Genomic DNA, 353 nt, shown 5'->3' with positions numbered 1-353 from the left:
GTGCCTCGGTGGAAACCATCGTCGAAACCGTGCGCCTCATTTCAATCGCCGACGGCGGTGTCGGTCAGTTACTGCAAATCCACAACGTCATGCTGCGAGGGATTTTCACCGGTTACTCCGACGACATTCGCGACCGGTTGATCCGCGATGTGCTGGCCGGCAAACGTTTCGGCAACGCCTTGGCTGAAGTGGGCGGCAAGAACAAATTCGCGCTCAAGACCCGGGTCGAACGGCGTGCCGACGGCAAATTGATCCTCAACGGCAGCAAGTTCTACTCCACCGGCTCCTACCTGGCCGAGTGGATTTCCCTGACGGCCGCCAGCGACGATGGCGGCGCCGGGGTGCTGCTCAAT

1 protein-coding gene is annotated in these 353 nt (G+C 60.6%); it reads left to right on the top strand.

Annotation, left to right across the window (positions count from 1 at the left end; genetic code table 11):
- Positions 1 to 353, top strand: a 353-nt coding sequence (locus CN601_RS22395; protein WP_218923272.1) for an acyl-CoA dehydrogenase family protein, incomplete at both ends; no start/stop codon positions are given.

This window comes from Bacillus sp. AFS017336 (assembly GCF_002555445.1).
Classification (GTDB): Bacteria; Bacillota; Bacilli; order Bacillales; family Bacillaceae_G; genus Gottfriedia.
This window is presented reverse-complemented; position numbering and strand designations above follow the sequence as displayed.